Source organism: Streptomyces sp. NBC_01334 (genome assembly GCF_035983595.1).
Classification (GTDB): Bacteria; Actinomycetota; Actinomycetes; order Streptomycetales; family Streptomycetaceae; genus Streptomyces; species Streptomyces coriariae.
Genome location: NZ_CP130718.1, coordinates 6,054,623 through 6,072,596 on the forward strand (window position 1 = coordinate 6,054,623; position 17,974 = coordinate 6,072,596).

A 17,974-nucleotide genomic window follows, 5' to 3' on the forward strand; every position below is an offset into this window, starting at 1 on the left:
GCGGCCGGAGCGCAGTAAGAAGTGAGCCGACTGGTCATCGGCCCTTGCACAGAGCCGGGGTTCCCCCCGTACTTCCGGCTCGTGCGCTCGGCGCGGGCGGGACACGTTCCCCCGGTCCCGCTCGCGCCCCAAACACCTCACGCCTCTCCCGCGCCGCCGCGCTCACCAGGACACGACGACCTTGTCGCCGTTCCTGACCTGCGCGAAGAGACTCGCGATCGCCGTCTGGTCCCGCACGTTGACGCATCCGTGCGAGGCCCCCGCGTAGCCGCGGGCGGCGAAGTCGGACGAGTAGTGCACCGCCTGCCCGCCGCTGAAGAACATCGCGTACGGCATCGGTGAGTGGTAGAGCGTGGACACATGGTCGCGGGACTTCCAGTAGACGTGGAACACACCCTCCCGGGTAGGCGTGTACTGCGAGCCGAAGCGGACCGACACCGTCGCCAGGGTCCGGCCGTCGACCATCCAGCGCAGGGTCCTGGTCGTCTTGTCGATGCACAGCACCCGTCCGGACAGGCAGCGGTGATCGGGTGCGGCGGCCGGCTGGCCGCCCATCAGATACAGCTCCCACTCCCCGGGTTCATGGGTCATCCCCAGCAGCCGCTGCCAGGTGACGGTGTCCGTCCGCCCCGTCACCGGCAGCCCGCGCTTGCCCTGGAAGCCCTTCACGGCCTCCTCGGTGACCTCGCCGTACGTTCCCGTGGGCCCCTCGAAGAGCCAGGCGATCTGGCGCAGCCGGGCCTGGAGCTCGCGGACGTCGCGTCCCTTGGCGCCGCGCGACCACAGGACCGCGGGAGGCGGGGCGGCGGTGGCCGGGGCGCTCGGCCTGTCGTCGGTGGTGGCCCGGGCCGGCGCCGACGGCGAGGCCGTCCGGCCGACGTCGGAAGGCACGGGCGAGCGCGCCGCTCCGTCCGTCTCCGGGCCCTGAACGCTACAGCCGCACACCGTCACCAGAGCCGCCGTGCCGGCCAGGACGGCGATCGATCTCCGCATCCGCATGCCTGAGATGTTCCCCCGGGATGACGCCTCGCGAACGGAGCGGCATTGTGGTGACCGGCACCGCGAACAGTCTGTGAGGAAGGTCCCAGCGTGGTCCTCTGCACCGGGTGGGCGCGCGCCGATACAGTCCGTCGGACGGTCGGACCGTACTGACGGGTAACCTACGGGCCGGCCGGACGGGTGACCGGCAGGTGACCCGAGCGGTCGAAGCAGCGGGTATTGCTCAGCGGGAGGCATCACACCCATGGCGCGTGAGTCGGAGTCCGGACTGCCCATCGAGCCGGTGTACGGGCCGGAGGACCTGGCGGGCTGGGACCCGGCCGGGCAGCTGGGCGAGCCGGGCAAGTACCCCTTCACCCGGGGCGTCTACCCGTCGATGTACACCGGCCGCCCCTGGACCATGCGCCAGTACGCGGGCTTCGGCACGGCGGTGGAGTCCAACGCCCGCTACCAGCAGCTGATCGCCAACGGCACGATGGGCCTGTCGGTCGCCTTCGACCTGCCCACCCAGATGGGCCATGACTCCGACGCCCCGATCGCGAGCGGCGAGGTCGGCAAGGTGGGCGTGGCAATCGACTCGGTCGAGGACATGCGGGTGCTGTTCGGCGGGATCCCGCTGGACAAGGTGTCGACGTCGATGACGATCAACGCCCCCGCGGCCCTGCTTCTGCTCATGTACCAGCTGGTCGGCGAGGAGCAGGGCGTCCCGGCCGACCGGCTCACCGGCACGATCCAGAACGACGTGCTGAAGGAGTACATCGCGCGCGGCACGTACATCTTCCCGCCGAAGCCCTCGCTCCGGCTGATCGCCGACATCTTCAAGTACTGCAAGGCCGAGATCCCGAAGTGGAACACGATCTCGATCTCCGGCTACCACATGGCGGAGGCGGGCGCGTCCCCGGCGCAGGAGATCGCCTTCACCCTGGCGGACGGCATCGAGTACGTGCGCACGGCGGTGGCGGCGGGGATGGACGTGGACGACTTCGCGCCCCGCCTGTCCTTCTTCTTCGTGGCCCGGACGACGATCCTCGAAGAGGTCGCGAAGTTCCGCGCCGCGCGCCGGATCTGGGCGCGGGTGATGCGAGAGGAGTTCGGCGCGAAGAACCCCAAGTCGCTGATGCTCCGCTTCCACACGCAGACGGCCGGCGTGCAGCTGACGGCCCAGCAGCCGGAGGTGAACCTGGTCCGGGTCGCCGTCCAGGGCCTGGCCGCGGTGCTCGGCGGCACCCAGTCCCTGCACACGAACTCCTTCGACGAGGCGATCGCCCTCCCCACGGACAAGAGCGCGCGCCTCGCCCTGCGCACCCAGCAGGTGCTGGCCTACGAGACGGACGTGACCGCGACCGTCGACCCCTTCGCGGGCTCCTACGTCGTCGAGAAGATGACCGACGACGTCGAGGCGGCGGCCGTCGAGCTGATGAAGAGGGTCGAGGACCTCGGCGGCGCGGTGTCGGCCATCGAGCACGGCTTCCAGAAGAACGAGATCGAGCGCAGCGCGTACCGGATCGCCCAGGAGACCGACTCCGGCGAGCGGGTCGTGGTCGGCGTCAACCGCTACCAGCTCGACACGGAGGAGCCCTACGAGCCGCTCCGCGTCGACCCGGCCATCGAGGCCCAGCAGGCCGAGCGGCTCGCGAAGCTGCGGGCCGAGCGCGACCAGGGGGCGGTGGACGCGGCCCTGGACGCCCTGAAGAAGGCCGCCGAGGGCGAGGACAACGTCCTCTACCCGATGAAGGACGCGCTGCGGGCCCGGGCGACGGTGGGTGAGGTGTGCAACGCCCTCCGGGGGGTTTGGGGGACGTACGTGCCGTCGGATGCGTTCTGAGCTGGGGCCGGTCTCAAGGTTCGCCCAGGTATCGGCCTGTGGTTGCCGTCCGGGCCGGCGGATTTCATGCGATTCCGGACTTGTCGATCGTCGAGGCTGACATCGGTGACGCACTCGTACGGAAGAACTGCTATGCCCCACACGTCTTCCGCATGGTGCTGGAGGTGACCTCCTCCAACTGGTCCGACGACACGCTCAGCAAGCCGGAGGTCTACGCCGAGGCTGGTATCCCCGTCTACGTGGTGGTCGATCGCAAACACGACGAAATCCTCCTCCACACCGCCCCGGCCGACGGCAAGTACCCCGACCCCCTCCGCTACCAGCGAGGTCAGGCCGTCCGCGTTCCCGAGTCCGTCGGTGTCGCTCTCGAGCTCTCCGTCGACACCCTCCTCGACGGCGACGGCGACGGCGACGGCGACGGCTAGCCGAGGCCGACCCGTGCGCGGTAGGACGCGAGGCCGTCCTCCGTGGTGCCCGCCCAGCCCACATAGCCGTCCGGGCGGACCAGGAACACGCCGTCCGGCAGGGTCAGCAGGGTCCAGTCCGGGCCCCGGAGCCGGTCGAAGAGACGGACGCCGTCGACCGTCAGGTCCGGGACGCGGTCGCCGGCGGACAGTGGACCGGGGTTCTCCCGGGTCTCCTCGCTCAGTGACGAGTGCCGGTAGTTCAGGCCCAGTTGGCGGGTCGACGCACCCCGCCTCGCCTCCTCGCGGTGGATCGCGGTGGAGAGGCCGAGCACGTGCTCGGCGACGGGGCGGCGCTCCTCCTCGTAGGTGTCCAGCAGGGCTTGTGGAGCCCGCCCGCCCAGCACCGCGCCCAGTTTCCAGCCCAGGTTGTACGCGTCCTGGACGCTGGTGTTGAGGCCCTGGCCGCCGGCCGGGGAGTGGACGTGCGCCGCGTCGCCCGCCAGGAGGATCCGTCCCTCGCGGAAGCGGTCCGCCAGGGCGGCGCGAGGGCGGAAGTCGGACGCCCAGAAGAGCTCCGTCACCGCCCCGGGCGCGAGGTGGGTGCGCTCCGAGACCAGCTTGCGGACGCCCTCCAGGGAGAGATCCGGATCCGTCCCGCCGGGGAGCCGCGCCACCAGCTGGAACTGGTCCGTCCCGGCCAGCGGGCACAGTGCGAGGAAGCCCGAGTCCGGCCCGCTCGGCGGGAACAGATGCCACCAGGTCCGGTCCAGGCCGGGGATCCGCACGTCCGCCACCAGGGCCGCGTCCGGGTCGAGGGTCTCGCCCCTCATCTCGATGCCCAGCGCGCGGCGCACCGCCGAGCGGCCGCCGTCCGCCGCGACGGCGTACCGGGCGCGGACCGGCTCGCCGGACGCGAAGTGCGCGGTCACGCCCTCGCTGTCCTGCTCGAGCCGCGCCACCTCACGGCCGAAGGCCACGGTCCCGCCGAGCTCCGTCAGCCGCGCCAGCAGGATCTCCTGGTTGCGCCACTGCGGGACCATCCAGGGGACGGTGAAGCGGCAGCCCTCCTCGCCGTCCTCCATCGGGTCGAACATCGCGTGCTCGCCGACCTGCTCGCCGTCCGCCCAGACCATGCCCACCGGGTACGCGCCACCGGCGGCGAGGATCTCGTCGAGGACGCCGAGATCCTCGTAGACCTCCATCGTGCGCGGCTGGAGGCCCTTGCCGCGGGAGCCGGGGGCGAGGGTCTCGCCGCGTTCCACCACCAGCGCGTGCACACCGCGCCGGGCCAGGTCGATGCCGAGGGCGAGGCCGGTGGGGCCCGCGCCGACTATCAGGACGTCCACGTTCATATCCACTCAACTCTCCTTAACGCTGTTAAGTTCCGTCGTTCACGAGAATGGCCTTAACGGCGTTAAGCTGTCAAGTGTGAGTACCGAACGACGCGCCCCCCTCGACCGCAAGCGGGTGGCGGACACCGCGCTCCGGCTGCTCGACGAGGCAGGTCTCGACGGGCTGACGCTGCGTGCCATCGCCCGCGAGCTGGACGTCAAGGCGCCCGCCCTGTACTGGCACTTCAAGGACAAACAGGCCCTGCTGGACGAGATGGCGACCGAGATGTTCCGCCGGATGGTCGCGGGCACGGCACTCGACCCCGCCGACACCTGGCAGGACCGGACGCGCAAGGCCAACCACGGGCTGCGCGCGGCGCTGCTCGCCTACCGCGACGGCGCGCGGGTCTTCAGCGGCTCCCGCTTCACCGGCACCGACCACGCCGTCCAGATGGAGCAGAACCTGCGCCTGTTCACGGCCGCCGGATTCACCCTCGCCGACGCCGTACGCGCCTCGTCCACCGCGTACGCGTACACCATCGGGTTCGTCACCGAGGAACAGGGCGTGCACCCGCGGCCGGACGAGCGGCGCGAGGGGTACGACGTGGCGGAACGCGCACGGCTGCTCGCCGAGTTCCCGCTGTCGGCGAAGGCGGGCGCGGAGATCTTCGAGGACTACGACCGGCAGTTCGGGGAAGGTCTGGAGATCATCGTGGCCGGAATCGCCGCGCGGTACGGGGTGCGGTAGGCCCCGTACCTACGGCCGACGGGCCGGGGCGCGAGCCGGATCCGACTGTCGATTCACCGCATTGCGCCACTCATCGCGCGTTCTTATCGCGTTCACATCGCGCACCTAGTTTCGCCGAATGCCTGACATATCCAGCCGGGTGCAGGAGTCCCGCGTGCCCCGTCAGCGGGGTGGCGCCGCACTCGTCTCTTATGTACTGCCCGTCTACAACGAACAGGACGGGATCCGCCACTTCCACGAGGAGCTCGTGGCGGCACTGCGCGAACGCCCCGAGTACACCTTCGAGTTGGTGTACGTCGACGACGGCTCCGCCGACGGCACGTCGCTCATCCTGGAAGACATCGCGAAGAACGACCGGCGCGTCCGGGTCGTCGACTTCGCACGCAACTTCGGCCACCAGATGGCCATCACGGCCGGTATCGACGAGGCGCGCGGCGACGCCGTGATCGTCATGGACACCGACCTCCAGGATCCGCCGAAGGTCAGCCTCCAGCTGATCGACGCCTGGCGGGACGGCGCGGAGGTCGTGCACGCCCGTCGGCGCAGCCGTCAGGACACGCTCTTCAAGCGGGCCACCGCGCACGCCTACTACCGTCTGCTGCGGTCCTCCACCGACGTGGACATCCCGCTGGACACCGGCGACTTCCGGCTGATGGACCGACGCGCCGCCGAAGAGCTGCGGCGCTTCCGGGAGCGCAGCCGGTTCGTGCGCGGCATGGTCGCCTCGATGGGCTTCCGGCAGAGCGAGGTGCACTTCGACCGCGACGAGCGGTTCGCCGGCGAGACCAAGTACCCGCTGCGCAAGATGGCGCGGCTCGCCATCGACGGCCTGACCGGCTTCTCCACCGCACCCCTGCGGATGATCACCAAGCTGGGTTTCGCGGTGCTCGCGCTCTCCCTCGTCGGCATCTGCTACGCGCTCGGCATGAAGGTGCTGCGGCCCGAGATCACGGTCTCCGGCTGGACGATGCTGATGGTCGTCGTGCTGTTCATGGGCGGAGTGCAGATGCTGTCGCTCGGCGTGCTGGGCAGCTACATCGGACGGACGTACAACGAGGTGCAGGGGCGGCCCCTGTACACCGTGCGGCAGGTCATCTCGCACGACTCGGAGGCCGGCGGTGACGGCACCGGCCATGGCCACTGAGGACATGGTGCAGGCCGGCACCCGTACCGGCACCGACGCCCCGGCCGGCGGCGACATCCCGCAGGGCACCGGCACCCGCACCCGCGACCTCCGGCAGCTGATCACCTACGCGCTGGTCGGCGCCGGCGGCGTCCTCCTCGACCTGGGCGCGTTCCTGCTGCTCTACAACGTGGTCGGCCTGCACGAGCAGGTCGCCAACGTGCTCTCCACCAGCCTCGGCATCACCAACAACTTCGTCCTGAACGCCCTGTTCACCTTCGGCAAGCGCGACCGTCTGCTGCTGCGCTATCTGCGCTTCTACGCCGTCGGCCTGACCGGTATCGCCCTGACGTTCGTCCTGCTCGCGGTGTTCTCCCGAGGGCTCGGCATCGATCCGAACCTGGTCAAGGCCGGCTCGCTGCCGCTGGTGCTGGTCTTCCAGTTCGCGCTCAACAGAAAGTGGAGTTTCGCATGAATCTCGGCGTCATCGGCGCGGGAGCGACCGGCCTCACCGCCGCGTACGACGCGGTCAAGCAGGGCCACGCGGTCACGGTCCTGGAGGCCGCCGACGAACTCGGCGGACTCGCCGCGTCCATCCCCGTCGGGGGAGTGCCGCTGGAGCGCTACTACCACCACATCTTCCGCAGCGACCGACAGATGATCGAGCTCATCGAGGAGCTGGGCCTGGGCGGAGACCTGCGCTTCCACAAGACCACCACCGGTGTGTTCCGGGGCGGGCGCATCCACCCCTTCAGCACGCCGCTGGAGATGCTGACCTCCCCGCTGTACGGTCTGCCCGCCGGTGTCCGCTTCGGGCTGTCGTCGGCCTGGCTGAAGATCGTGCGCGACGGGGAGCGGTTCACCGACCGCACCGCCCTGAGCTGGCTGCGCAAGTGGGCCGGGCGGCGCGCCACGGAGGCCGTCTGGGAGCCGCTGCTGCGCGGGAAGTTCGGCGACCGCGCCGACCAGGTGTCCATGGCCTGGCTGTGGGCGCGGGTCCACTGCCGCACCTTCGAGCTCGGTTACCTGGACGGCGGGTTCGAGCGGGTGTACGCGACGCTCGCCGACCGGATCGCCGAGCGCGGCGGCAAGGTCGAGTTCGGCAAGCGGATGGAGACGATCCGTCAGGACGGCGGCGACGGGCAGGTCACCGTGCGCACCGCCGACGGCGCCTCGTACGCCTTCGACCATCTGATCGTCACCACTGCGCAGCCCGCCTTCGCCAAGGCCGCCGACGCGCCCGCCGACGACGCCGTCTGGCGCAACCAGTACCTGGGGGCGACCTGCTTCGTGCTGGAGCTGGACCGCAGCGCCATCCCGTACTACTGGCTCAACATCAACGAGCCGGACTTCCCCTTCCTGGCGGTCGTGGAGCACACGCAGATGATCGACCCGGCGCAGTACGGGGGCCGTCACATCCTCTACGTGGGCAACTACGTCGAGCGCGACGACTGGCGGTTCACCACCGAGCCGGCCGAGCTGCTGGAGCGGTTCCTGCCGTGGCTCAAGCGGGTGAACCCGGAGTTCGACCGCTCCTGGATCCAGGACTGGCACTTCTCGCGGGCGCCCTTCGCCCAGCCCGTGGTCACCCCCGAGTACAAGGCGCTGATCCCCGGCCACGAGACCCGTCTCGGCGGGGTGACCCTCGCGACGATGGCGCAGATCTACCCGCAGGACCGGGGGCAGAGCTACTCGGTCGAGCTGGGGCACAAGGCGGCGCGCATCGCGGGCGTCGCCTGACCCGGACCGCCGAACGAGAAGCACGGCCCCGGCGGGGAGTTCACCGCCGGGGCCGTGCCTGTGCGCCGTTCCTGCCTCAGCGGCGCGCGGTGCACACCACGAGCTGCTGCCCCTCCGGCTCGGGGCACTCGTACGCCCTGCGGATGTCGGCGGCGATCCGCGGGTCGATGATGCCCAGCGAGAGCCAGCTGGGCTGGTAGACGGCGTAGGCGGCCGGGTGCTCCTGCGTGATGCAGCGCACGTTCTCCCGGGTCGACTCCAGCGAGGGCACGTCGGTGAGCTGCTTGGGCACGTTGAAGAAGGTGGGGAAGGGATACCGGCAGGCGGTCGGGTGGCCGATGTAGTAGGCCTGCTGACCGAAGGTCAGGTACAACACGGGTGCGCCGTCGGGGAGTCGGGCGTCCACCTGCCCGGCGGCCGACCGCGCCGACCGCGCCTGTTCCTTGAGCTCCGCGTTGGTCGTGACGATCCGCCCCTCGATCACGCGGACCCCGGACAGGGGCCACACGGTCGCGGCCAGGCACACGACGACCGCGAGGACCGGCAGGGCGACCGGAACGCGAAGGGCGCGCGGACGGGGTGCCCGCACCCACAGCAGGTCCACCACCCCGGCGAGGAGCGCCGCCGCCGAGGCGAGCCACGCGACGACGTCCGTGTCGACGTCCGCACGGACGAGGGCGAGCAGCGGGGCCAGCGCCCCGTACACAAGGGCGAGCACGGTGAGGCACAGCGGAGGCCGGCCGTGTGCGCCGTACCAGCGGCCGATCGCGAGAGCGGTCAGGGCCGCGGCCACCACCGGCAGGCTCTCGCCGTGGTAGGCGAACCAGTTGCCCTGGTAGACCACGACGGCCAGACCGACGACGAGGAGCAGCAGCGTGACGAGCACGGCCTCGACGCGCTGCCGGCGCGACGGGAGCGTGGCGGCGAACAGCAGCAGCGCGCCGGGCAGCAGCGCGAGCACCGGCGTCACCGCGATCCGGTCGCCCAGGTAGTCGGCGGTCCGCAGCAGCAGGTCGGAGACGACGATCGGGTCCTTGCCCAGCGCGTGCGCGTTGATGTGCGGCATGTCGCGCAGCCACTGGAGCTCGCGCGAGCCCGACCAGGCGCTGACCGCGAACAGCAGGCCGGTGCCGACGGCGGTCGCGGCGGCGAGCAGCAGGCCCCGCACCCGGTCCACGGCGAAGACCACGAGAAGCGCCATCGCGGCGGTGCCCGCGGTGGAGAACTTCATCAGCACGGCGAGACCGAGCGGCAGCGCGCCGAGCGCGGCGGCCTGCCAGCGGCCGCGGACGCCCAGCGCGGCGGCGACGCCGACCGCCGCGAAGACGATCGCGAACCACTCCGGCTGCAGGTAGTCGATGACGGGCGCGAAGGCCAGGGTGAGGGCGGTCAGGCCCGAGACGAGCAGCGCGTCCCGCTCGGGCATACGGCGGCGCAGGGCCCGGTGCAGCAGCAGACCGGCGGCCGCGCACAGGGCGATGCCGATGAGCCGCAGGAGGGCCTCGCGCACCGCGTTCGAGCCGCCGGTGACGGAGTCCAGAGCGTCGAGCAACCAGCGGTAGAAGAAGGGCCGGTGGGCGAATATCTCGGACGGCGAGAGCCCGCTCGCACCCGTCGTCCGCAGGGCGGCGAGTACATAGCGGATGTCGAGAAAGACACCGGCGGTGAGGGTCGTGTAGATCAGCAGCGCGGCGGTGGTGAGGGCGGTGGTCCACCCCGCGGGAGAGGCGAGGCGCAGCCGACGCGATGCCGGTCCGTGCGGACTCCGCCCGCGCTGCGCGGCGGGCGGAGGTGCGGTGGATATGTCGGTCACGTGCGCGAACGTAGCATCGAATTCCGCGAGAATACGGGGTGATGAAAAGGGGAGGCGTCGGCTCACCCGTTCTTCATCTGCCATTTCCCGACCCGATCCGGATGTCACGCCGAATTCACCTGAGGGTCGGCGACGGGACATGCGGAAGCTGATCCTACTTTCTTAGGATCACTTGACTTTCCGCTGAGAATCCAGGTGCGCACACGTGGCCAACACACCGACCCTGTCCGTCGTCGTCCCCTGCTACAACATCGAGTCGTATCTACCCGAGACGGTGACCAGTCTGGTCAACAATGCGCGGGACGACTTCGAGTTCATCTTCGTCGAGGACAGATCCACCAAGGACAGGACCTACGAAGCGCTCCTCGCCCTGACGGAGCGGCTGGGGAACAGCCGGGTGATCCGGCATGAGCACAACGGCGGACTGGCCACCGCGCGCAACACCGGCATCGACGTCGCGGAAGGCCGTTACCTCACCTTCCTCGACGGCGACGACTGGCTCGCGCCCGGCTATCTGGCCCGGCTGGTGGACGTCGTCGAGCGGTTCGACGTCGACTTCGTGCGCACGGACCATGTGCAGGTCACCGGTATCGAGCGGGCCGTCCACCGGGCCCCCGAGGGCCGCCGCCACACCCCGCTCGACCCGCGCACCTCGATCCTCCCCGTCGACGACACCACGATGGTCGACTATCCGTACGCCTGGGCCGGCGTCTACCACCGCCGCCTCCTGGACCGGGGCATGCTCCGCTTCCACGACGGGCTGCGCACCGCCGAGGACCGGCCGTGGATCTGGGACCTGCACCGCAGGGCGGAGTCCTACGTCGTCGCCAGCCTGCACGGGGTCTTCTACCGCCGGGGCATCGCCAGTTCGCTCACCCAGATCGGCGACGTGCGCCAGCTGGACTTCTTCCGCTCCTTCGACCTCGTCCTCGCCGAGCTCGCCGACGATCCCGAGGCCGACCGGCTGCGCGGGAAGGCGCTGCGCAACTTCTGCGTCGTCATCGCCCACCAGCTGATCGACCGGCGCCGCTTCGAGCGCAGTGTGGCCGCGAAGCTGAAGCGGCTGGCCGCCGAGGCGCTGGGCGCGATGAGCGAGGAGGAACTGAGCGAGGCCGTGGTGGGGATGGGCGAGGAACGTGTCCATGTGCTGCGCCGGGTCCGCGGCGGTATGAAGGGCGTGGCGGCATGATCCAGATGTTCTGCTCGGCCACCCAGTACGCGGCCGCGACCGTCACCGCCGCGATCCGCGCCGGTCGGTTCGGCCCGCGCGAGGGCGTCCGCCGCATCCTCGTCGTCAGCAACACGGCCGCCGCGCCGGAGGTCGGCACCCCGCTGGACCGGATGGCCGGCTTCGAGAAGCTGCGCCCCGAGTTCGACCAGGTGTACTCCTGGAACGAGTTCATCTCCCCGCACCACCCGACCGGCTGGTCGCCGCGCGCCCAGGACACCCGGCTCTGGGAGAAGGCCGTACGCCTCGCCTGGGACCTGGGCGAGGAACCGGTCGAGATCGCCTGCGAGTCCATCCAGGCCAACCCGTCCCGCGCGATCGCCGACATCTTCGCGGACAGCCCGATCCACGTGTACGCGGACGGGCTGATGAGCTACGGCCCGACCCGCAACCGCATCCCGCACGGCATGAGCAGCCGCATCACGCGCGTGCTCCACCTCGACCTGGTGCCCGGACTGCGGCCGATGCTCCTGTCCGAGTACGGCGTCCGGCCCGAGGCGGTGCCGAGCGAGGCGATGGTCGACGTCCTCGCGCAGATCGGCGAGTCCGGTGCCGGCGTCCTCGACGAGCGGCTCCCGGCCGACCACCGGGCCACCGCCGTGCTCCTCGGCCAGTACCTCTCCGCGATCGACCTGATCACCCAGGACGAGGAGGAGCGGCTGCACGTCCGCATGCTGCGTGCCGCCGCCCGCGCGGGTCACCGGGACGTGCTGTTCAAGCCGCACCCGAGCGCGCCCGCCGTCTACAGCGAGTCCCTGGAGGCGGCCGCCGGCGAACTCGGCGTGCGGCTCACCGTGCTGAACGAACCGATCCTCGCCGAGACGGTCTTCGCCCACCTGAAGCCCGAGCTCGTCATCGGCTGCTTCTCCACCGCGCTGATCACCGCCGCAGCCTTCTACGGCATTCCCGTCGCCCGGGTCGGCACGGAGCTGCTCCTGGAACGCATCACACCGTACGAGAACAGCAACCGCGTCCCGCTGACCATCATCGACGTGGCGCTGCCCGACGCGGAGCACGCGGAGCTCGGCGCCCCGCTCGAACTCGCGGGAGCGGCCGAGGAACTGACGCCGCTGATCCGGGCCGTGGGGTACTGCATGCAGTCCCGCAAGTACCACAGCCTGCGCGCCGAGGCGGTCAGCTGGCTCGCCGCGAATCTCACCGAAGCGTCCCCGTACCAGCGCTACTTCAAGCGCCGTCGCCTCACCAGCCTGCGCCTCCCCGGCGGCGGCCCGATCCGTGCCGAGGCCCTGCGCCGCCACCCGGCGGTACGCCGGGCCGTACGCCGGATCCGCTCGACGGCACGTCAGGGATAGACCCCCGGTACCGGAAACAGCACGGTCCCCGGGCCCCGGAAGGGGCGCGGGGCTGTGCCGATCTGCGGCTCCGCCGCGTGGGCGCGACCGGCCCCCACCGGCCCGCGGACTACTCCGGCGCCCTCCGCGGAGCGGCGAGCGCCCGCTTCAGCCGGGGTCCGACGGGCTTCTCCACGAACCGGTGCAGGAGCCAGGCGATACAGAGCATGGACACTATGGTCGTCCCGAACGTCAGCCACGCGTTCAGACCGAAGTCGCGGTACAGCACCCGGATGAAGAACCAGCCCAGGTGCTCGTGGATCAGGTAGAAGGGGTACGTCAGCGCTCCGGCCACCGTCAGCCAGCGCCAGTTCGCCCGGCTCGTCCAGCCCAGGGCCACCGCGGCGACGGCGACGAAGGCGACGAGGACGATCACCTGGATGACGTACGGGCTGCGGTGGAACTGGCCCTGCGGGCCGGGGTGCCACAGGGCCGTGACCGAGTAGCGCTGGCCGAGCAGGAAGCTGAAGCCGACGATGCCCCACAGCAGCAGGTCGTTGCCGAAGCGGTGGATCAGGTAGAAGGCCAGACCGCCGATGAAGTACGGGGCGTGGTCACGCATCACCAGCTCGTCGGTCAGCGGGTTGTCGGCGACCCGGGCGAAGACGCCGGCCAGTGTCCACAGGCAGCAGAACATCACCACCCTGCGGTAGGTGACGCCCCGCCAGACCACGAACAGCGCGAACAGGGCGTAGAAGCGCACCTCCACCCAGAGCGTCCAGTCCACCCCCAGCACCCGGGGCACGCCCATCGGCTGCTGGAGCATGGTGAGGTTGGTGAGGATCTCGTCCGAGCGCAGCGGCGAGGCCACCACCGGCAGGATCAGACCCGCGGCGGTGACCAGGACGATCGCCGCCCAGTACGCCGGGTACAGCCGGGCGACCCGGGAGCGGAAGAAGTCCCCCGTGCTCCGTCCCCAGCTGCTCATGCAGATCACGAACCCGCTGATCAGGAAGAAGAACTGCACGCCCAGGCTGCCGTAGGTGGCGAACTGCGACAGCGTCGGGAACTTCTGGCCGGGGGACTGGTGCCAGGACTGCGCGACCTCGCCGTTCTTGCCGGCGTAGTGGTAGAAGCAGACCATCAGGGCCGCCAGCAGGCGCAGCCCGTCCAGGGCCCGCAGCCGGCTCTCCGCCCGGGGCCGGACCGGCGCCCGGTCGGGGATGAGAAGGTTCAGCCGGAGTGCCGGTGTCGGGGCCGGTGCCGCCGCCTGGTCAGCCGCGCTCATCCTGGGACCTTCCGTGGGAGTCATGAGAGGTGTTCCGTCGTGAGGGACGGCCCTGGCCGTCGGCTCGACGACGGAACGCTATGCAGCTCCGACAAGTCCGGGATGAGTGACGGTTGACTCACCGGCGGCGTAAGAATGACGATCGGATGAACAGCTGTCCCGGTATGTCATGTTTCCGTTCGTGGAGCGACCGCCACGTCGGAGACGCGACCGGCACCCCGGAGACGCGACGGGTACTCCGGAGACGCGACGGGTACTCCGGAGACGTGACGGGCTCTCCGGAGACGAGGCCGCTACCGCTTGCCGGTCACCCGCTTCAGGGCGCGCGCCCGGCGCGCCAGGCGGCGGACGGTCGCGTTGCGCGGGATGAAGGCGAGCTGGCCCGGGACGGCGCCGGGGAGGGCCAGCGCCGCCAGGCGCCGGCGCTTGAAGTAGCGCCAGGTGTGCGGGTCGAGGCGCGTGGAGAGGTAGCGCTCCGCCTCGGCCTGCAGCCCCGGGTAGATCCTGGGCTGCATCGCGAAGCCGACGGCCTTGAGCAGCGCGGCCAGTTCCTCCACCCGCTCCGCCGACGGCATGGCCCACGCCTCCACCGCCGGCCCGTCCGCCAGGTCCGGCAGCAGCGCGTCGACGATGGTGAGCGGCACCCGGTTGCTGTTCTGGTACGGCGCGAGCCTGGCCAGCACGGTGCCGGTGCCGACCCGGGCGACCGGGAGGCCGTACAGTCCGGCGGCGGTGAGCAGCGCGGTGGAGAAGCAGCCGACGACGAGGGCGGGCCGCAGCCGCTGGTAGGCCACCTCCGCGAGGACGGGCCGGTCGAGAAGGGCGAGTTCGGCGCCCAGCTTCCTCGCCTCGTCCTCCAGCAGCCGGGACCAGCGGGCGGGCGCCACGGGGTGCGGCTTGAAGACGAGCCTGCGGTGCCCCAGCGCCACGGCACCGCGCACCATGCCCAGATGCAGCTCCTCCTCCTCGGCGTCGTCGAGAATGCCGAGCGCCGACAGGTACTGCCCGAGCAGCAGCGCCGGTTGCTCCGCGGGAGCGGGCAACTCGGTCTCGTCCTCGGCCAGTTCGCCCAGCACCTTCAGGAACGCCTCGGACGGCACCAGCACCGGCGGCACGCCGAACTCGGTGAGCAGCAGGGGGGTGAGGCCCGGCACCAGATCGAGGTGCAGCAGCCGGTCGACCCGGGTGCCGACCAGCGGGTCGATCTTGTCGCGGGTGGGGCCGTAGCTCATCAGGCCGTCGGCGTAGGCGTCGACGGGCGCGCCGGTGAACATCTGGCACAGCGCCAGCGCCGGGTTCACCTGGATGGACTCCACGGCCAGGTGGACCTCGTCGTCACCGAGATCCCACAGCAGCCGTACGTACCGCTCCCACATCGGGATGTCGTCCCCGCGAGGGCCCCAGCCGCCGGGGTGGAAGGGGGCGATGGTCTCGTTCCAGGACAGCACCTCGTCGAAGCGCTCACGGATCCGGGCGAAGCCCGGCATGGCGTCGACGGACGGCGTGATCTCCGGATTGACCGCGTTGTTGGTGACGAGCAGCAGCCTGCGGTCGGTCGGCTCGAAGAGCCCGGCGTCGAGGGCCGCGGCCAGGGTCGCGGCGCCGTACAGGGTCGAGACGCAGAAGATCCGGGTCGTGCGAGGCATCAGACGGCCACCGTCCGTGCCGCCACCGGCCTGCGCCGTACCCGTCGCAGCGCACTCGCCCGCTGTACGTCCATCGAGTCCATGACCTCCGCGAGCACGTCCTGCGGCATGCGCTTCAGGGCGGCGGCGCACAGGGAGCGCAGTTTCCGTGCCACGGCGGGTTCGAACCTTTCGATCGAGCCGAGGTGATGCGTCATGATCGCGCAATAGGTGCGCACCGCCTTGGGCAGCAGCTTCTCGCCCTCGGCGTCCCGCGCCGTCTCCTCGATCACCTGGTCGAAGGCGCGGATGAAGTCCAGTTGCCGTACATCGCCGATCTGGGTGAGGGAGGAGGCCACTCCGCGCCGGTAGTAGACGCCCAGCAGCCCCACCACGGCGAAGGTGTCGGCCTCCCGGTGGAGCTTCCAGATCCAGGGACGGTCCTCGGCCGTCCGCAGCCCGTCGGTGAAGTGCAGCAGTCCGCGGTCGACGAGACGGCGGTGGTAGATGCCGGCCCAGGCGTAGGCGTAGTCCACCGAAGTGGACCGGTCGGCGGGCAGGATCGCCTCCCGCGGGTTCATCACCGTCCCGCGCCGGCCGTGCGGCACGCGGTGAATGCTCCGGGCCCGCGCGGTGCACTGCACATGGTCGGTGCGGACGAAGTCGCACCCCAGCTGCTCGATGGAGGCGAGGAGCCGGGGGAAATATCCGGGCGCAAGCCAGTCGTCGCCGTCCAGGAAAGTCAGATAATCGCCGCGCGCCTTGTCGATGCCGGTGTTTCTCGCGGTCGCCAGCCCTCCGTTCTTTTCGTGTCTGACCAACACCGCGCCCGGCAGTTCTCGTTCCGCACGCGTGAGGATCTCCGAGGTCGCGTCGGTCGAGCAGTCGTCGACCAGGATGAACTCGAAGTCCTCGCGTGCGTTCGAACGCAGGCTCGTCAGGGTGTCGGGCGCGTATTGCTGAACGTTGTAGAACGGCACGATCACGGAAAGCTTGGGCACCTGCGAAACCTTAGAAGGACACCCGGCGGCTGAACTTGCCGGTGTGGATACGGGGGGTGAACTCGATGTGTCGGAATGGTGCACCCCCTGCGCTTTCGCTTATTCAGCGGGCCAGTTCGGTGTTCGGTGGTCCGCTGTTAACTTTTTGTTGAGGGGTGATTGGGCAAAGCCTGGCTTTTGCTTTCTAGCGTCTTGGCTGTGCCAGCAAGTACTGCCAACCCCCCACGGATTGCCGTCCTCGCGGACTCCGACACCCGATGGAAATGGGGTGCGCTGACCGCGACGCGGATCGCGCCCTCCATGGAAGCCGGATCCGGGAGCGGGGCGCAAGTCGCCCCCGTCCTGGACGGATTCCTGCTGCGCGGCCGGGCCACCCCGACCCCCCGCCAGCTGGCCGAGGTCGGCGTGCACGCCGACTCGCTGAGCGAGGTCACCGCGCTCGAGTTCCTGCGCGCCATGACGCGGACCTCGTACGACATCCTCGTCCTCGCCCTGGTCGGCGGCGGCGTCCAGGCGATCCTGCACGGCCTGAAGCGGATCTGGGAGGGACGGACCGAGCGCCCCGTCGTCGTCACCGGCTATGTCGGCGTCGTCTACGAGAAGCTCGCCGACGGCCTGCTGCTGCGGCACGGCGCCGACCTCGTCCTCGCCAACTCCCGCCAGGACGCGGAGCGATTCCGCGCCGTGTACGAGGGCGTGGGCGCCGACGCCTCCTCGGTGACCGAAGTGGCCCTGCCGTTCCTGGGCGGTGCCCCGTACACGGGTGAACACGACCCCTACACCGTCGTCTTCGCCGCACAGCCCTCCGTGCCGGAGAACCGCAGGGACCGTACGTACCTGCTCGACCGGCTGGTGCGGCACGCGCGGCTGTACCCGGAGCGGGAGGTGCTGCTGAAGCTCCGCTCCAAGCCGGGCGAGCACACCACCCACATCGAGGAGCTGCCCTACCAGAAGCTGGTGCAGAAGCTCGATCCGCCGCCCAACTTCCGTCTGGTGTACGGGAACATGGGCGAAGTCCTCGACCGCACCGACCTCATGGTCACGGTCAGTTCGACGGCCGCCCTGGAGTCCCTGCACCGTCGGGTCCCCACGGTCGTCCTCACCGACCTCGGGGTGCGCGAGGCGCTCGGCAACCACCACTTCGCCGGCTCCGGCTGCCTCGCCTCCTGGGACCAGCTCGACGCCGGGCACCGGCCCGCCCCCGACGAGGAGTGGGTGGCCCGGCAGGGCGTCGCGGCCGACGGCTCGTACGCGACGGCCTTCGACGCGGCGCGTGAGCGGATCGGCAGAGCGCTCAGCGGTCCCGGAGGCCTTCCGCCCCTCACCCCCTACTACACGCCCGCCACCGCGCCCGGCTATCTGCCCGGCATCCTCGCCCGCCACCACCTCGGCCCCGACGGCAGCCCGCTGCCCGGCGCGCCCGCCGCCGACCGGGAGCCGGGTCCGGTCCGGCAGATCGTGCGCCGGGCGGCGCGCGGTGCCTACCGGCACGGCGTGCAGCGGGTGGCCCCGGTCATCCGGCGGATGGGGGAGCTGTGACCCGTCAAGGAGAGA

15 protein-coding genes are annotated in these 17,974 nt (G+C 70.7%); 9 read left to right on the plus strand and 6 right to left on the minus strand.

Annotated features, from left to right (window positions below):
• Positions 1-162: 162 nt before the first annotated feature.
• Positions 163-999 carry a L,D-transpeptidase family protein gene (locus tag OG736_RS27295; protein WP_442817082.1) on the minus strand — a complete coding sequence of 279 codons (837 nt, stop codon included), beginning with the start codon at positions 997-999 and terminating at the stop codon, positions 163-165.
• 244 nt (positions 1,000-1,243) lie between these two features.
• On the opposite strand from OG736_RS27295, the gene OG736_RS27300 reads away from it, so the two are divergent.
• Entirely contained in the window at positions 1,244-2,824 is a 1,581-nt protein-coding gene (locus OG736_RS27300) for an acyl-CoA mutase large subunit family protein (protein WP_327184746.1), read from the plus strand.
• Between the two features lie 80 nt (positions 2,825-2,904).
• Positions 2,905-3,249, plus strand: coding sequence for a Uma2 family endonuclease (locus OG736_RS27305; protein WP_327184747.1), 345 nt, complete (start codon positions 2,905-2,907; stop codon positions 3,247-3,249).
• On the opposite strand, the gene OG736_RS27310 is transcribed toward OG736_RS27305, so the two are convergent.
• The gene (locus OG736_RS27310) at positions 3,246-4,583 is read right to left on the minus strand and encodes an FAD-dependent monooxygenase (RefSeq protein WP_327187727.1); all 1,338 of its coding nucleotides are present in this window, start codon (positions 4,581-4,583) and stop codon (positions 3,246-3,248) included. The two genes, OG736_RS27305 and OG736_RS27310, sit on opposite strands and share 4 nt — an antisense overlap.
• A gap of 76 nt (positions 4,584-4,659) precedes the next feature.
• Here OG736_RS27310 and OG736_RS27315 point away from each other — a divergent pair, with 76 nt between their 5' ends.
• The 4 genes from OG736_RS27315 (at position 4,660) to OG736_RS27330 (ending at position 8,173) form a co-directional block, all read left to right on the plus strand.
• Entirely contained in the window at positions 4,660-5,310 is a 651-nt protein-coding gene (locus tag OG736_RS27315; protein WP_327184748.1) for a TetR/AcrR family transcriptional regulator C-terminal domain-containing protein, read from the plus strand.
• Positions 5,311-5,428: 118 nt separating this feature from the next.
• Positions 5,429-6,454: a glycosyltransferase family 2 protein gene (locus OG736_RS27320; RefSeq protein WP_327184749.1), complete on the plus strand. Its 1,026-nt coding sequence runs from the start codon at positions 5,429-5,431 to the stop codon at positions 6,452-6,454.
• Positions 6,444-6,908, plus strand: a complete 465-nt coding sequence (locus tag OG736_RS27325) for a GtrA family protein (RefSeq protein WP_327184750.1) — start codon at positions 6,444-6,446, stop codon at positions 6,906-6,908. The genes OG736_RS27320 and OG736_RS27325 overlap by 11 nt, the downstream gene beginning before the upstream one ends.
• Positions 6,905-8,173 (plus strand): NAD(P)/FAD-dependent oxidoreductase, encoded by a 1,269-nt coding sequence (locus OG736_RS27330; protein WP_327184751.1) that lies wholly within the window; start codon positions 6,905-6,907, stop codon positions 8,171-8,173. Before OG736_RS27325 ends, OG736_RS27330 begins: the two co-directional genes overlap by 4 nt.
• Before the next feature lie 76 nt (positions 8,174-8,249).
• Here OG736_RS27330 and OG736_RS27335 read toward each other — a convergent pair whose 3' ends face one another.
• On the minus strand, positions 8,250-9,986 hold the full coding sequence (locus tag OG736_RS27335) for a hypothetical protein (RefSeq protein WP_327184752.1): 1,737 nt from the start codon (positions 9,984-9,986) through the stop codon (positions 8,250-8,252).
• Positions 9,987-10,191: 205 nt separating this feature from the next.
• Here OG736_RS27335 and OG736_RS27340 point away from each other — a divergent pair, with 205 nt between their 5' ends.
• A complete protein-coding gene (locus OG736_RS27340) occupies positions 10,192-11,175 on the plus strand; it encodes a glycosyltransferase family 2 protein (protein ID WP_327184753.1) in 984 nt (327 codons plus the stop codon).
• Positions 11,172-12,527: a polysialyltransferase family glycosyltransferase gene (locus tag OG736_RS27345; RefSeq protein ID WP_327184754.1), complete on the plus strand. Its 1,356-nt coding sequence runs from the start codon at positions 11,172-11,174 to the stop codon at positions 12,525-12,527. Before OG736_RS27340 ends, OG736_RS27345 begins: the two co-directional genes overlap by 4 nt.
• A gap of 109 nt (positions 12,528-12,636) precedes the next feature.
• Here the strand turns inward: OG736_RS27345 and OG736_RS27350 are convergent, their stop codons facing one another.
• From OG736_RS27350 to OG736_RS27360, 3 genes are all read right to left on the minus strand, one after another.
• Positions 12,637-13,794: an acyltransferase family protein gene (locus OG736_RS27350; RefSeq protein WP_327184755.1), complete on the minus strand. Its 1,158-nt coding sequence runs from the start codon at positions 13,792-13,794 to the stop codon at positions 12,637-12,639.
• 293 nt (positions 13,795-14,087) lie between these two features.
• Positions 14,088-15,440: a polysialyltransferase family glycosyltransferase gene (locus tag OG736_RS27355; RefSeq protein WP_327184756.1), complete on the minus strand. Its 1,353-nt coding sequence runs from the start codon at positions 15,438-15,440 to the stop codon at positions 14,088-14,090.
• A complete protein-coding gene (locus OG736_RS27360) occupies positions 15,440-16,420 on the minus strand; it encodes a glycosyltransferase family 2 protein (RefSeq protein WP_327184757.1) in 981 nt (326 codons plus the stop codon). Before OG736_RS27360 ends, OG736_RS27355 begins: the two co-directional genes overlap by 1 nt.
• Before the next feature lie 198 nt (positions 16,421-16,618).
• Here OG736_RS27360 and OG736_RS27365 point away from each other — a divergent pair, with 198 nt between their 5' ends.
• Complete coding sequence (locus OG736_RS27365; RefSeq protein ID WP_327184758.1) at positions 16,619-17,959, plus strand: DUF6716 putative glycosyltransferase; 1,341 nt, start codon at positions 16,619-16,621, stop codon at positions 17,957-17,959.
• Positions 17,960-17,974 lie beyond the last annotated feature (15 nt).